This is a genomic window from Streptomyces sp. NPDC049687 (assembly GCF_044465285.1).
Lineage (GTDB): Bacteria > Actinomycetota > Actinomycetes > Streptomycetales > Streptomycetaceae > Streptomyces.
This window is the reverse complement of record NZ_JBITLN010000003.1, coordinates 870,549-883,867: the sequence shown is the minus strand read 5'-3', so window position 1 is coordinate 883,867 and position 13,319 is coordinate 870,549. Positions and strand designations below refer to the sequence as shown.

Sequence of the window (13,319 nt, the reverse complement as noted above, 5' to 3'; positions counted from 1 at the left end):
CATTTGTGCGGGCTGCTGAAGCTCGGGAGGCCGGGTGTTCATAGGTTCCTCCGAACGGAGCCTCGTGCTGCGGCGGCCCGGCGCTCGGGGAAGCGGCCGCTTACTCGTTGGTGAACTCCTCCACCACCGTCGCCCCCAGCTCGCGCACGATCAGTTCGTGGCCGGAGAGGGCCGACTCGTTCAGGTCGGGGTCGTCGTCCTCGGGGATGTCGTCCTCGGGAGCGACCGGTTCCGGAGCGGCAGGGCGGGTCGGGGCCGGCGCGGGGGCGGCGGGGGACGGTGCCGGGGCCGAGGCGGGGGCGGATGCGGAGGGGGGCCGGGCCGGGGTGCTGGGGGCGGCGGAGGGCTGGGTGGCCGGGGCGCCGCCGCCGTAACCGCCGCCGGAGGCGCCGTACGCCGCGGGGCCGCCGGTGTTGCCGTATCCGCCCTGGGGGCCGCCGCCGAAGCCGCCGGTGGGCGCGGGTGCCGAGCCGCCGCCGGACGGGTCGACGACCGCGTCGATCTTCCACTGGACGTTGAACTGCTCCCCCAGTGCCTGCCGCAGCACCTCCTCGCTGCCGCTGCTCGCGAAGTTGTCGCGGGCACCGGCGTTGACGAATCCGAGCTGGAGCGTGGTGCCGTCGAAGCCGGCGACGTGCGCGTTCTGGCTGAGGAGGATCCAGGTGAAGCGGCGACGGTTCTTGACCGCCTCCAGGATGTTGGGCCAGAGCATGCGGGGGTCGGGGCCGCCCGCGGGGGGTGCGTAGGAGGTGGGGGCGGAGGCCGCCGGGGCAGGAGTGGCGGAGGGGGTGGGCGCGAAGGAAGAGGCCGGGGCAGAGGCGGGCGCCGATGTTGCCGGGGGACGTGCCGCTCCCCCACCCGCCGGTGTGGGCGTGGGCCAGCCGCCGGGCCGACGCCCGCTGCCCGCGGCGGTGGGTGTGGGCCAGGCGCCCGGGGCGGGGGCCGGGGTGGCTGGGGGCTGGGCAGGGGGAGCCGGGGCAGGGGGCGGCGCCGGGGCCGGGGAGGAGGGCTGCGCGGGACCGGCGTCGGCGGCTGCAGGGGCCTGCGCCGGGGGCACGGAGGGCGGAGCCTCCGCGGCGGCCGCCGCTCCTGCGCCGACGCCCACACCTACGCCCGCCCCCGGACCGGAACCCGGGCCCGGGCCCGCGGGACCAGCCCCGCCCCGCACCGCGGCCCGGGCGGCGGCGGCTCCGCCTCCGGGCGGGATGGGGGCGCCGCCGACCGCGCCGCCATGCGCCTCCGGCGCGGGCACGTACGCCATCGCGGGCATCCCCTGGGCGCCGCCCGCGGAGAAGTTCACGCCGCGCTCGATGCGGTCGAGGCGGGCCATGACGGAGCGCTCGTCGCCGTAGGCGGCGGGCAGCAGCACGCGGGCGCAGATCAGCTCGAGCTGGAGACGGGGCGAGGTGGCGCCGCGCATCTCGGTGAGCCCCTCGTTGACGAGGTCGGCGGCACGGCTGAGCTCGGCGGCGCCGAAGACGCCGGCCTGGGCCTGCATCCGCTCGATGACGTCGACCGGGGCGTCGATGAGCCCCTTCTCCGCCGCGTCCGGAACGGCGGCGAGGATCACGAGGTCCCGCAAGCGCTCCAGGAGGTCGGCGACGAACCGCCGCGGATCGTTGCCCCCCTCGATGATCCGGTCGACGACCTCGAAGGCGGCGGCCCCGTCCCCCGTGGCAAACGCTTCGACCACGGAGTCGAGCAGGGAGCCGTCGGTGTACCCGAGCAGGGACGTGGCCATGGCATACGTCACACCGGCGTCGGTCGCGCCGGCGAGCAACTGGTCCATGACGGACATCGAGTCACGCACGGATCCGGCGCCGGACCGCACGACGAGCGGGAGGACCCCGTCCTCGACGGGGATGTTCTCCTTCTGGCACACCTCACCGAGGTAGTCCCTCAGAGTCCCCGGGGGCACGAGCCGGAAGGGGTAGTGATGGGTCCGCGACCGGATGGTGCCGATGACCTTCTCGGGCTCGGTGGTGGCGAAGATGAACTTCAGATGCTCCGGAGGCTCCTCGACGACCTTGAGGAGGGCGTTGAAACCGGCCGACGTGACCATGTGGGCCTCGTCGATGATGTAGATCTTGTACCGGCTGCGGGCGGGTCCGAAGAAGGCCTTCTCCCGCAGGTCACGGGCGTCGTCCACACCACCGTGGGAAGCCGCGTCGATCTCGATGACGTCGATCGAACCCGGCCCGTTCCTCGCCAGGTCCTTGCATGACTCGCACTCGCCGCACGGGGTCGGCGTCGGCCCCTTCTCGCAGTTCAGGCAACGGGCCAGGATGCGCGCGCTGGTGGTCTTCCCGCAGCCGCGCGGCCCGCTGAACAGGTACGCGTGATTGACCCGGTTGTTCCGCAGCGCCTGCTGCAGCGGGTCAGTCACATGCTCCTGCCCGATGACCTCGGCGAACGACTCCGGGCGATAGCGGCGGTACAGCGCGAGAGACGACACGCATACGAGGTTATAGGCGCCCACCGACAACCGGCCCCCGGCAGGAAGGGGGCCGCGAACGGCCGGGGACCGACTGCGACACACCGCCACGGGCCGCGACAGCCCGCGACCGACCGGGACCGCCCGAAACGCAAGCGCCCCCCACGCACCCGCCAGAGCCGACCTACCCTTGCTGCCTTCCGGCCCTGGGGGAGTTCAGTCAGATAGCGCCGCGTGAGGGGCTGCCCAAACAGTACCCGATGCCGACGGCCGGGAACGAGTTCGCGAGCACTCCTCTCGGTCATGTAATGTTTCCGGCGGAGGATTCGCCTAGAGGCCTAGGGCGCACGCTTGGAAAGCGTGTTGGGGGCAACCCCTCACGAGTTCGAATCTCGTATCCTCCGCCAGTGCCTCACCGGGCACGATGTCGAAGGGCCCCACCGCTTGCGGTGGGGCCCTTCGTCGTTGTCCGTCTCAGTTTCCGTCTCAGTTGGCTTTCGGGAGCTCCCAGAGAGCGTCGCCGACTTGCTGCGCGACTTTCCGGAGCATGGTCCCCGTCACATGCATGTACCGAGCGCGCATCCGGGCCGCTCCCCCGGGCTCCCAACCCATGATGGAGTCGATCACGACGTCAGGGACGCCGAGGATCAAGAGGACGGTCGCGGCGGTGTGTCGAGCGTCATGGAGACGGCCGTTACGGACGCCTGCGTCCCGAAGAAGCCGCTTCCAGACGTGAAAGTCGGTGTTGGGGCTGAGCGGACCACCGACCGGCGAGGCGAAGACATACCCCTTGCCCTCCCAGTCCGCACCGGCCGCGATCCGCTCCCGCTCCTGGGCTTCCTGGTGCTGGCGGAAGATCTTGATCAGCGGATCGGGCAGGCCGATGGTGCGCCGCCCGGCTCGCGACTTGGTGGACTTGTGCTCACGGCGGGTCTGCTCGCGACTGGGGCAGTAGCCCGCCTTCCGGCCGCATGGGTTGGCAGCGCAGCCGTGCGCGTATTTGGGGCGGAGCCGGTTCTTACGGATGCGGACGTACCCCGCGTCCAGATCGACGTCTTCCCAGTGCAGGCCGAGCGCCTCACCCTGGCGGAGACCGAGCGCCAGGGCGACGACCCAGCGCGCACTGTTGCGGAGCTTGGCCGCCTCGACGAGGAGGCTCTGCACCTCCTCGATCGTGTACGGCTCGATGTCCTCCTCTTCGAGGCGGGGAGCTTTGGCGATCTCGGCCGCGTTCGTGACGGCGTGCCCGCGCCGGACGGCTTCACCGAGGGCGACCCGGATCGTCCGGTGGGCGTGGTGGGCGGTGCCGGCCGAGCTCCCGGACGCCTGCATCTTCCGGTAGAAGCGTTCGAGGTGCTCCGGCTCCAGGCGGTCGAGCTTGTGGGCGCCCAGGCCGGGGACGAGGTGAACGCGTACATCGACCTCGTACCCGTCGTACGTGTTCTCTGAGACGTACGGCTTGGCGATGTTCTCGACCCAGTGCTCAAGCCAGGCTTGGACCGTCCAGGTCTGTCCCGGCTTCCTGAGCTTCTTGTCGTCCCGGGCCCGCTCCATCTCGCGGACAGCCTTGGTGACCTCTGCCTTGGTCTTGCGTTCGATGTGGCGGCGGTCCGGCTTGCCGTCATCCCGGACGCCGACCGTCACTCGTCCGTGCCACTTGCCGTCCTTGCCCAGGTAGATCGACGAAGCGCCGTTGGGCTGACGGGTGCGGTTCTTCTCTGCCATGTCGTCTCCCCTCTCAGGCCGCGTGGGCGGGTCGGTGGCGGAGTTTGGCCACGTAGGCGGGTACGGCGTCGGCGGGGACCCTGCGGAGCCGACCGACCGTGACGGACTCGATCTCTCCGGCGAGGACGAGACGGAAGCACGTCGCACGGCCGATACGGAGCCGCCGGGCCGCCTCCTCGACGGTCAGGAGCGCCAAGGAGGGGTCGAAGGGCTCAGCCATGGGTGGGTTCTCCTTCCGTGTCGGTCGCGTCGGGTCGTCGTGAGGTGGCGAGCCAGGTTTCTGCGGCGGTCAGGCCGGTGCCGGCGAAGCGCCAGTGGGAGAGGACGAGGACGGTGTCCGGGTCGGGCAGCGAGTGACCAACTGCGGCGGCGCGTTCGCGGGTGATTGCTTCGTTGTGGTCGGCGCGTTCTTGGCGGAGGGCGCCGAGGGTGACGGAGTACGCACGGGACTTGGTGGAGAAGTGGCCGCGGAAGCCGAGCATGTGAGCCCACTTGCGCAGGCGCAGGTCTTCGAGTTCCGGCAGGGCGCCGAGGTGCCAGCAGGTGAAAATCAATTGACGGGCGTGGTCGGTGACTTCGGCGCCGATGAGGTCAGTGACGGGGTTGCGGATCGGGCGATCGAGGGTGCCGGTCGCGCTTTCGGCGCCCTTGGTGGCGTACTTGGCGATGTAGGCGGCGACAGCGCGGCTGGTCAGGTTGGTGGGGCCGGTGAAGTCGGCGGAGTGGATGGGGCGGATGTCGAGCTGTTCGCCGAAGCGGAAGGTGTAAGTGCGGCCGTCGAGGACCGGGCCGGGGGTCTCGGCGAGGCGGGCCGCCGAGCGGATCGCGTCGGTAAGGAGTTCGGTGGTCGCCCAGGCGGGTGGGGTGTCTTCTGCTCCGTCCGGGCCGTCGAGGCGGATGACGGCGTGGAAGTGGACGGCACCGCGCCGCTGGTACTCGGCGACTTTGGCGTACGAGACCTTTAGGCGGTGGCGGAGTTCTGAGCGGCCGATTCCTGCGCGGGAGGCGAGCTGTTGGCGGAGGTAGGTGGTGAAGCGGGCCCACAGGGCACCGGCGTGTGCGTTCCAGAGGACGGCGGCGCGGTAGTCGTAGCGGTTGGGGTCCAGGGGTGTTCCCAGGGCGGGGTCGTCTTCCGGGTGGTGGCGTCCGCAGCGGCAGCGACCGCTGCCGGGCCGGTTGTGGACGGGGCCGAAGGATGGGGCGGTGAAGGTCGCGAAGACGCGGGGGTGTTGGGAGACCGCCGGGCCGATCCCCTTGCCGCCGCTCAGGCCGGCCGTGACGAGGTGGAAGGTGTCTTTGCGGTAGACCTCGGCGCAGGTGGCGCACCTTGTGGCGCGGCGGTTGTTGCAGCGGATGAGGAGCTGTCCTGCGGGAAGGTCGCGGTCGGCGACCTCACCGGGCGCTCGCAGCCGCCGAGCCGTTGGATCTGGTGTGCGTAGGTGCTGAGGTCGCCGTACTGGGCGAGGGCGGCCAGTTGGCGGAGGGCTCCGGTCGAAGCCGTGGGGCGCATGTGCGGGTGTCTCCTTGGTGGGACGAGGAGTTGTCGGGCACAGGCCCCGGCTTGTCCAGGGGGCTAGACAGTGTGGGCAAGCCGGGGCTGTGGAGTTGATGAGGTCAGCGGCGGTCGCTCTTGAGGATGGAGCGGATGGTGACCGCGCAGACGGCCACGGACGCGGCGGTGATCGCGACGGCGAGGAGCATGGAGACCAGGACCGCGCCGACGACGAGCACCAGGGCGCCGCCACCGGCGACGAGGGCGAGTGTGCTGCCGGGGGTGAGCTGGACGGTCGGCCGGTTGGAGGCCAGGGCGGACGGAGCAGGGGCAACGGCCGGGACGTAGGGCGTCGGGGTGTAGACGGTCGGAGCCGGGGTGGTGTCCTGCGGGGGGTACTTCGGGGTGAACACGTGGGTGATCCCTTCTGGCGGTCAGTCGAGGAGGGTGGCGACGGCGGGGGCGAGGAAGCTGTTGGCGACGAGGTAGCCGCCGAGGAGGAGCAGGGCGACCAGCCGCCACGGCGGGCGGGCGAGCTGGATGCCGAGGACGGCGACGACGAGTACGGCGAACCAGAGCGGGACATCCATGGCGGTGATCTGCTTCTCAGGCCTTGCAGCGGTGGGTGCGTGCGGCGAGTTCGGCGGCGGCGCGGCTGTCGTACTCGGCGGAGAAGTCGCAGTTGGGTGCGGTGCAGGCGGCGAGATGGCGGTTGCGGCCGCGGGCGAGGTACGAGGCGACCTGTACGGGGCCGATGCGGCGGACGTTGCGGAAGCGCGGGTTCACGGTGGTCGTCCCTTCTCAGAGGTGGGCGGCGACGGATTGCGTCATGGACGGGGGCAGGCCGAGCCGGGTGCGGACGGTGTCGGGGTTGGCGGGGTGGCCTGTCTTGGCGCGGTGTTCCTCCGCCAGGGCCTGGACGCGGTCGACGAGTGCCGGCGGGAGAGAGATGGCGGGAGCAGGACGCGGGGCTTTGACCGGCGCGGCGGATTCCTGGGCGGGTTCGGCAGCCGTGGAAGGGGCCGGAAGCCCCTCACGCTGGGGCTCGTCGACCACAGCGGGGGCCGGGGTCGGTTCGGGGTCCGTCTCCGGCGTCGCCGATGTGTCCGAGGTGCGGGGCGTGTGAGCCAGCAGCGTTCCGCCGAAGAAGGCGACAGCGGGCCATCCGGCCACCACGACGCGGAGGAGCGGGGGAACGTCCTCCAGGTCGAGGAGTCCGGCGGTGGCGACGTTCGCGCCGAGGGAGGCGGCCAGCGCGACCAGGAACCACAGCCGCGGTCCACCGGCGGGGCGTCCGGCGCGCTGCTGTTCGCGCATCCGGCGCCAGGCCGCGACCAACAGCAGGTCGACGCTGACGGGGTAGGCCCACGCCTTCCAGCCGCCCTGTCCAGCTGCCTCCGCCAGGTCGTGGAGGTGGGAGAAGGACAGGGCGCCCGCGATGACGGCTTGGATGATCACGGCGTCTAAGCGGGCCAGGTGGGCACGCATCGGCACGTCTCCTTCCTGCGCGATCAGTCGGCGGACTTGAGTGAGTCGGCACGCTCACGGGCGAGGCGAGCCACCTCGGCGGCCTCGGCGTCGCCGGGTGTGTGGGTGGCAATGCGCTCCAGCAGGCCTGCCTTACGGGCCATGAGTGCGGCGTACTCGTCGGAGGTGCGGTTCTGACGGAGTGCGGCCAGGTCGGCGATGAGCGCGCTGACCTCGGCGATGGAGGGGCGGGACATAGGGGCGTCCTTCCGGTTTCGGGCATGGGAGGGGTAGGGACTTGGCGTGAGGCGGTCACGCCGACCGTGGGGAAGGGGGAAGGGCTACTCGGTCACCGGGCGAGCGGTGGGCACGGCAGGGGCGGGAGCGGCTGACCCTGCGGATTCGACGGCGACGGCGGGCCGGAAGGAGTCGAGGCGGGGCAGTTCCGGCGCGAGGGCGGCGGTGGCGCGGCAGATGGCCGCAGCCTCGTCAAGGGTGACGTGGGGCGAGCGGGCACGGGACCAGCCGCCGGAGGAGTCGCCGACGATCGCCACGCCGGGCCGGTCGGCGGGGATGGAGGTGGCGGCGAGGGCGGCTTCCGGGGAGATGTCGGCGAGCGCCATGTTGGCGGAGGTCTCGTCGTTGACGCGGTGGCAGACGCGGCCGGTGAGCTGGGCGCGGAGCATGGTGGCGCCCTTGCCGAGTTCGGAGCCGAAGCGCTGGCCGCAGACCTCCAGGTAGATGCCGGCCGCGCGGCCGAGCTGGGCGATGCGGATGAGCTTGGTGACCATGGCGTCACGGCGTTTCTCGTCGTCCCTGCTGGCGGCGAGGAAGAGTTCGGCGACCTCGTCGACGACGACCACGATCGGCACCGGCCGTACCTTCTCCGGCAGGCCCCATACGTCCGAGGTGAGGACCGCGTCCGGACCGGCGCCGGAGGCCAGGCCGATGAGGCGGAACCGTGCCTCCATCTCCTCCAGCAGAGCGTCAAGGAGGTCGTTCGCCCGGTCCGGGGTGTCTGCGAGCGCCGACAACCGGGGCGCGAACGGCGCCAGTTCGACACCCCATTTGCAGTCGATGCCGACGAGGACGACCGGTTGCCGTGCCAGGCCGCACAGCAGGTTACGCAGGTACACGGACTTGCCGGACTGCGTGGCGCCCAGGATCAGGTCGTGGGGCACGGCACGGAAGTCCCGTACCTGCCAGTGCCCGCCATCCCGAAGCGCCAGCGGGAGAGAGCAGACCGCCGTTCTTCTTCCACCGCCGCGGGGGCCGCACCTCCGCAAGCACATCCCAGCCGATCAGCCGCAGTTCGAGCCGCCCCGGCTTGGTCGGGCGGATGTGCACGGCGTGAGCGGCCCAGGCGTGCCGCAACCGGTCGGCCGATGCGATGAAGTCCTCCGGCGCCTGCCCAGGCGCCAGCCGCAGCCGCATCACGAGACCGGACCCGGTCGGCACCGGCAGCGACCGACGAGGCGGAACGGGCGCGGCTTCCCGCCCGATCAGCCGGGCCGTGGCCCGACGGACGGCCGAAGCCGGAACCGTCAGACCACAGGCATCCATGGTGGATCGGTAGGTAGTGACGACGCGCAGTGCGACGAGCGGATAGCCCACCAGCCACCAGAACGCCACCGGCAGGCGACGGCGAAGGACCAGCAGCGCGGCGAGGCCGACCAGGCCCAGCACCAGCATCCACACGGTGTCGGTCATGACGATCAGCCCTGTACCGGCGCGGGGGCGTCGACCATGACGGCGTCTGCCCGGTAGGCGATGCCGTGGCGCATCCGCCCGCCGAACTCGCTCTCCCAGGGCCGGGCGACGAGGCCGGACAGGATGACCGGGGCGCCCATCACCAGGCCCTCACCGATGCCCGGCTCCGGAACGGTCACCTTGATCATGTCCGAACCGCCCTGGGCGATGAACACCAGCTCCAGGACCATGAGCCGGTTGTTGGTCACCGGGTCGACGGCGATCTCTCCGGTCTGACGGTCCCGCACCTTGGTCTCGGGCAGCTTCGTAAGGTCTTGTCGCGTGCCGAGGGGCCAGGGCGACGCTTCCCCCGCGAGCGGACCGCAGGAAGGCCCTCTATCGGGCCAATCTCGTGCGGGGGTGCGCCAACATGCACTCCACCTTGGCCACCATGAATGGATGGAGCAGCCAGGTATTGACCCGCGGCACGGGGAGACGCTCGACGACGTCCAGGCCAGGATCGGAAAGCGCCTGGACGATGTCGCCAAGATCCTTGCTGGTGCCCTCGTCACAGTGGCCGGCGTCATGACTGCGCTGGGGTTGACGAGCGATGTCGTTTTCGTCGCACTCAACAATGAGTCGTGGCCTATCTTCGTGGCTGCGCTCAGCGCCATCCTCGCCATCGTTTGCAGCATCGTTGCCTTGCTCATCCATCCGACACGGCGAGGCAACGTGTGGGAGACCGTTGTCCTGGGGCTCGGTGTCATCTTCTACATGGTGGCCTTGAGCGTGGCGGTCGTCGGCGCGGCCCAGGCAGCGAGCGGTAACGGGCGTCCTACGCTGATCAATGTCAAGCTCGAAGGGCCGGAATCCGATCGAAGGCTGACCTTCGACGTCCACGCGGACGGTGTTGACCGATGGGCGAGCGTCAACGCGTACGTCACCGTAGTAGACGCAAAAATGACTCGTCTCCCCGGCTTCCCCGACCTCTACAGTGTCAGCCTCAGACCCGACAACAAGGGCGACATCGACCACCAGATCAGCATGTCGGTCGCGGCTCCACGAAATGCCTGGGGAATCGAGATCATCGCCGTGACTGTCGGCGGGAACGGGGACTGCGAAAGCCGATCGCCGCATGGCCCCACGTGCGCGGTGGTCCAGCTGTCCTAACCGTCCGAAGACAGACGTAGAAATCAGGCCCGGCAGCTCCAGAGAGTGGTCACAACGGCAGCACCCAGTGCAGGGCAGTTGCGTCATCCCGCGCCTTGCCCCGTGGCCAGCGACGACCGTCGAGGTCGCCTGCCTCAACTTCCCGTACACGCCGGATCAGTTCGTCGGGCCCGGACTCCCCGAGAATGGCCAACATGTCTGGCCAGGTGGCGAGTTCGAAGGAGTCGACGAGTCGCGTTGCGCCGTCACTGAGCAATGTCACGGACGTCAGCGAGTCCAACGGTACGGACCCAGTGAGGGCGTGTTCAGCGGCTTGCGGATCGGGGCCGGCGATCCAGAAGCCGCCCGGCCGGTTACGCAATCCTGTCAGGGCGTCGCGGTACTCAGCCAGAGCAACCGTGTGTTCGGGTGAGCCAGTGGGCAGCACGTCGACCGGTGCGCGAAGCCGCTTGCCGACCTCGTCCAACCGCCGGTCTGTGACGGCAGTTGTCTTCCCGTCCGGGTCGGCCAGCAGGAGCGTCGAGTCACCGAGTACGAGGTACTCCAAAGCTCCCGCGTTGACCCGAGCAGCAACGACCGTGCTGGTCGGACTGGCCCGATAGGTCAGGTTGCAGGTGTCCTCGTGCAGAGAGCGGACAACCCGGATCGAGTCGGCCAAGCACTCGGAGAGCGGCCGCGCGGGTTGCGCGGCAATGGTGCTCAGCAGCAGCCCGCCCAGGGTCGTGGAGAACCATGCGACGCCGTGCTTACATCCGGTCTGCGCCCCGGCCACGCTGGCCCCGTCGAGGAGGACGGCCGCGCCCGGAGCAGCGGCGGCGAAGTCCTCGTTTCCCCGTCCTGGTTCGGCCGACTGTGTGCCTAGGGCGACGTTCATGCCGTCGTCTCCTCGTCGTGCAGATAGAGAGGACAGAGCAATTCGACGGATTGCGGCTCGTCGGTCTCCGGGTCGTACTCGACGCTCACCAGCGTGGAGAAGTGACGATCGCCCACCTGTCCCCAGAGCGTGTTCAGGTCGGAGGTGAGCAGATGGACGACGCCGAGGGAGCCTGCCGTGTGAATTCCGGCGATGGCGAGCACCGAGCCGTTGCCGTCCGGGCGGGGCAGTCGGCCGAGGTAGCCGACGTCGTGCGGGCGGTACGGTTCGGTGTGCGCTCCCGCGCCGTACGACGTCCCGGTACGCCGGTCCACCAGCGCCCACGGCTCACCCTCCGGGTGCTCCCAGCTAAGCACCGGATCCTGGGCGTACAGGTCACTCATGGCCTGGGACATGTTGGGCCCGCAGACGACGACCAGGCCGTCCCGGTCGAGGTCGATCTCACCGCTCACCTGCACGTGACCGGAGCTGACGTCGAGCCCGTACGACTTGGCCAGCTCTTCGAGCCGCTTGCCGGAGTTCACGTCGGCCATGGCGACGACCGGACGCTTCTTCTCGGCGTCCCAGCGCAGCGGCGTGACGATCGTGACGGCGCCCGCGCCGAGGAACGCACCCTCGGGCGCCGGACCGGTGTGCCGGATCTGATGAATCCGCCCGCGGCTCAGACCGGCCTTCTCCGCGATCTGCGCATACGACAGCCCTTGCGCATGCAGGTCCTGGACCACGCGGCGACGAAGCCGGGCGAGCTCAGTCACCTCCTGCTGCGCTTCGGCCAACCTGGTCGTGACCTCACGCAGGAGCAGGTACGGATCATCGATCGCCATGATCCGCTGCAACTCGTCCGACATGACCAAACCTCCTAGAAGTACCCAGGAGTCTAGGGCCCTAGACGGAACGGGCGGGAGCCGCCGTCCCGAATGAACACCGATCACGTAGAACCCGGCCCGCCGCCGAGGTACACCGCGAGGACTCACCCCGCACTACCCAGAAGGCAAGCACGGCCCACCGCCTCGCAGGGAACTATCACGCGCTCACCCGCGCCAGCTCTGCCCAGATACAGCGCCCGTAGGGCCGGTCCTGCACGCCCCAGTCCTTGGCACAGGCCGTGATCAGCAGCAGCCCACGGCCACCTTCATCTACTGAGGCGTTCACGCTGCGGACCAGCGGCTCTTCGTCTCCGCCGCTGTCGATCACCTCGATGCGTACGACGTCGTCACTGAATCCGACGGTCACGCGAAACCAGCCGCCGTAACGGCCGCTCCGTGTGTGCCGGACTGCGTTCGTCGCCAACTCGCTGACGATCAGCGCGGCGTCTTCAACCGGGCCTGGTCCCTCGTCCTCAAGCAGGGCAGCGACGAAGTCGCGAGCCTCGGCCACCTTCCGGGGAAGGCCGGGAAACTGGCGGCTCCACTGTTGGGGCATGCGAATACTCCTCGTCTAGGGGGCTAGACAACACAGCGAGCAGAGTATTCCCGTACATGCCTGCGAACCAGGCATCTAGAGGAATTATTCCTCTAATGAGTGGCGAAGTCCGCCATGACACGGAACTCGTGCATGACGCGGATCAAGTGCTCTCGCATCTCGATCCCGAAGACCGCGGCTTCCTCGAAGCGGCTGAAGGTCTCCTCGTACGCGGCGACCTCTGCGGAGTCGTCCACGACCCGCTCACCCCGGAAGGTCTCGACGACAACCGACCGGTCGTCGCACAGGGTGAACCCGTGACGTGGCATGACCGGCACCGAGCGACGCCAAGGGATGATCCCGAGGCGAGCGGTGCTCAGGCTGTCGACCGCCAGGAGCCGGTCGAACTGGGCGAGCATCAGCTCCGCGCTCCCCGGCCAGGTGCGCAAGACGGCTTCCGTCAGCACGAACACTGACTCCCGGCCAGGCTCGTACAGCACGCCCTGACGCTCCACACGGGCAGCAACAGCACGACCGACCGCCTCAGGCGACGAGTTCGGTGCGCTCTCGAAGACGTGCCGGGCGTACTCGGCGGTCTGGAGCATGGCCGGCAAGACGATGCACTGGAACGAGCGGACCAGCCGAGCGGACCGCACCGCTTCGTCTAGAACTGTCCCGGCGAGGGCATTGTCGTCGGGCACCTCGATAGTCTCCGGTGCCTCTTCCACGGCGACCAGGAGTTCACGCACCTCATGGATGGTGGCGTCGTCGAGTTCGAGTGCGCGCATCAGCCGACCCAGGACGTCAGCGCTGGGAACCATCCTGCCGTTCTCCACCTTGGACACGGTTGGTTGCCCCACCCTGGCCCGCTGCGCCAACACAGCACCCGTCAGACCGGCCTCCGCACGAAGCGCCCGAAGGCGTGCCCCGAGCTCCTTCATGCGCTCTTGCCGTTCGCTCCCCATAGCCAGCGTTCTACACCACGACGGTGCCGGAACCGGGCGCGAGACCCTAGATGATCATGAACTGCCCGAGTCATGATTCAAACTTTCTCTACTGGTTCAAGC

15 protein-coding genes, 1 tRNA gene, 1 other RNA gene and 1 pseudogene are annotated in these 13,319 nt (G+C 69.7%); 2 read left to right on the top strand and 16 right to left on the bottom strand.

The annotated features are described in order from the left end of the window. Positions 1-100 precede the first annotated feature (100 nt). On the bottom strand, positions 101-2,455 hold the full coding sequence (locus tag ACIBVL_RS14070) for a DNA polymerase III subunit gamma and tau (RefSeq protein WP_399097027.1): 2,355 nt from the start codon (positions 2,453-2,455) through the stop codon (positions 101-103). Positions 2,456-2,582: 127 nt separating this feature from the next. After that, positions 2,583-2,681, bottom strand: an RNA gene (gene ffs / locus ACIBVL_RS14065) — signal recognition particle sRNA small type. Positions 2,682-2,753: 72 nt separating this feature from the next. On the opposite strand from ffs, the gene ACIBVL_RS14060 reads away from it, so the two are divergent. Continuing rightward, positions 2,754-2,841, top strand: a tRNA-Ser gene (locus tag ACIBVL_RS14060). 79 nt (positions 2,842-2,920) lie between these two features. Here the strand turns inward: ACIBVL_RS14060 and ACIBVL_RS14055 are convergent. From ACIBVL_RS14055 to ACIBVL_RS14010, 10 genes and pseudogenes are all read right to left on the bottom strand, one after another. Then, positions 2,921-4,159, bottom strand: a complete 1,239-nt coding sequence (locus ACIBVL_RS14055) for a tyrosine-type recombinase/integrase (RefSeq protein ID WP_399097024.1) — start codon at positions 4,157-4,159, stop codon at positions 2,921-2,923. A 13-nt stretch (positions 4,160-4,172) separates the two neighbouring features. Next, positions 4,173-4,379, bottom strand: a complete 207-nt coding sequence (locus tag ACIBVL_RS14050; RefSeq protein ID WP_399097021.1) for an excisionase family DNA-binding protein — start codon at positions 4,377-4,379, stop codon at positions 4,173-4,175. Beyond that, on the bottom strand, positions 4,372-5,568 hold the full coding sequence (locus ACIBVL_RS14045) for a replication initiator (protein ID WP_399097250.1): 1,197 nt from the start codon (positions 5,566-5,568) through the stop codon (positions 4,372-4,374). Before ACIBVL_RS14045 ends, ACIBVL_RS14050 begins: the two co-directional genes overlap by 8 nt. 205 nt (positions 5,569-5,773) lie before the next feature. Continuing rightward, positions 5,774-6,064 (bottom strand): SpdD protein, encoded by a 291-nt coding sequence (locus ACIBVL_RS14040; protein WP_399097018.1) that lies wholly within the window; start codon positions 6,062-6,064, stop codon positions 5,774-5,776. A 21-nt stretch (positions 6,065-6,085) separates the two neighbouring features. Continuing rightward, positions 6,086-6,241 (bottom strand): hypothetical protein, encoded by a 156-nt coding sequence (locus ACIBVL_RS14035; protein WP_399097016.1) that lies wholly within the window; start codon positions 6,239-6,241, stop codon positions 6,086-6,088. 16 nt (positions 6,242-6,257) lie between these two features. Continuing rightward, positions 6,258-6,437 carry a mobile element transfer protein gene (locus tag ACIBVL_RS14030; protein ID WP_142265456.1) on the bottom strand — a complete coding sequence of 60 codons (180 nt, stop codon included), beginning with the start codon at positions 6,435-6,437 and terminating at the stop codon, positions 6,258-6,260. Between the two features lie 15 nt (positions 6,438-6,452). Then, positions 6,453-7,139 carry a DUF2637 domain-containing protein gene (locus tag ACIBVL_RS14025; protein WP_399097012.1) on the bottom strand — a complete coding sequence of 229 codons (687 nt, stop codon included), beginning with the start codon at positions 7,137-7,139 and terminating at the stop codon, positions 6,453-6,455. 23 nt (positions 7,140-7,162) lie between these two features. Then, positions 7,163-7,375 (bottom strand): hypothetical protein, encoded by a 213-nt coding sequence (locus tag ACIBVL_RS14020; RefSeq protein WP_399097009.1) that lies wholly within the window; start codon positions 7,373-7,375, stop codon positions 7,163-7,165. Positions 7,376-7,459: 84 nt separating this feature from the next. After that, positions 7,460-8,828: pseudogene (locus ACIBVL_RS14015) on the bottom strand (FtsK/SpoIIIE domain-containing protein). 5 nt (positions 8,829-8,833) lie between these two features. Further along, positions 8,834-9,115 carry a hypothetical protein gene (locus ACIBVL_RS14010; RefSeq protein WP_399097006.1) on the bottom strand — a complete coding sequence of 94 codons (282 nt, stop codon included), beginning with the start codon at positions 9,113-9,115 and terminating at the stop codon, positions 8,834-8,836. Between the two features lie 151 nt (positions 9,116-9,266). Here ACIBVL_RS14010 and ACIBVL_RS14005 point away from each other — a divergent pair, with 151 nt between their 5' ends. Then, positions 9,267-9,977: a hypothetical protein gene (locus ACIBVL_RS14005; RefSeq protein ID WP_399097003.1), complete on the top strand. Its 711-nt coding sequence runs from the start codon at positions 9,267-9,269 to the stop codon at positions 9,975-9,977. 49 nt (positions 9,978-10,026) lie between these two features. Here ACIBVL_RS14005 and ACIBVL_RS14000 read toward each other — a convergent pair whose 3' ends face one another. The 4 genes from ACIBVL_RS14000 to ACIBVL_RS13985 form a co-directional block, all read right to left on the bottom strand. Further along, the gene (locus tag ACIBVL_RS14000; protein ID WP_399097000.1) at positions 10,027-10,851 is read right to left on the bottom strand and encodes an integrase; all 825 of its coding nucleotides are present in this window, start codon (positions 10,849-10,851) and stop codon (positions 10,027-10,029) included. Further along, on the bottom strand, positions 10,848-11,699 hold the full coding sequence (locus ACIBVL_RS13995) for a sigma factor-like helix-turn-helix DNA-binding protein (RefSeq protein WP_399096998.1): 852 nt from the start codon (positions 11,697-11,699) through the stop codon (positions 10,848-10,850). Before ACIBVL_RS13995 ends, ACIBVL_RS14000 begins: the two co-directional genes overlap by 4 nt. Before the next feature lie 175 nt (positions 11,700-11,874). Further along, on the bottom strand, positions 11,875-12,273 hold the full coding sequence (locus ACIBVL_RS13990) for an ATP-binding protein (protein ID WP_399096995.1): 399 nt from the start codon (positions 12,271-12,273) through the stop codon (positions 11,875-11,877). Positions 12,274-12,365: 92 nt separating this feature from the next. After that, on the bottom strand, positions 12,366-13,217 hold the full coding sequence (locus ACIBVL_RS13985; protein WP_399096992.1) for a helix-turn-helix domain-containing protein: 852 nt from the start codon (positions 13,215-13,217) through the stop codon (positions 12,366-12,368). Positions 13,218-13,319: the final 102 nt, after the last annotated feature.